Genomic DNA, 259 nt, shown 5'->3' on the forward strand with positions numbered 1-259 from the left:
CTGTACAGCACCACATACAGGGCCAGCTGGCGGGCCAGCGTGCTGGGAATGGCCTGGCCGTGGCGGCCCTTCAGGCTGAGGATGCCGGGCGTGTAATCCATCGGCCCGGCCAGCATGCGGGTGAACACCAGGTTGACCTCATGCTCGGGCGGGTTCGGTGGCTGGCCCCAGGCGTTGTATTCCATGCCACGTGCGCCTTCGCGGGAAATCCAGTTCGGGTAGGTGCGGCGCAGGCCGGTGTCCTTGATCGGCTCGTGCG

The 259-nt window shown here is 67.2% G+C and carries 1 pseudogene; it reads right to left on the bottom strand.

The annotated features are described in order from the left end of the window. Window positions 1–259, bottom strand: a pseudogene (locus tag FQ664_RS26325) (glycoside hydrolase family 97 catalytic domain-containing protein); the annotation flags it as partial.

Source organism: Pseudomonas persica, from assembly GCF_900291015.1.
Taxonomy (GTDB): domain Bacteria; phylum Pseudomonadota; class Gammaproteobacteria; order Pseudomonadales; family Pseudomonadaceae; genus Aquipseudomonas.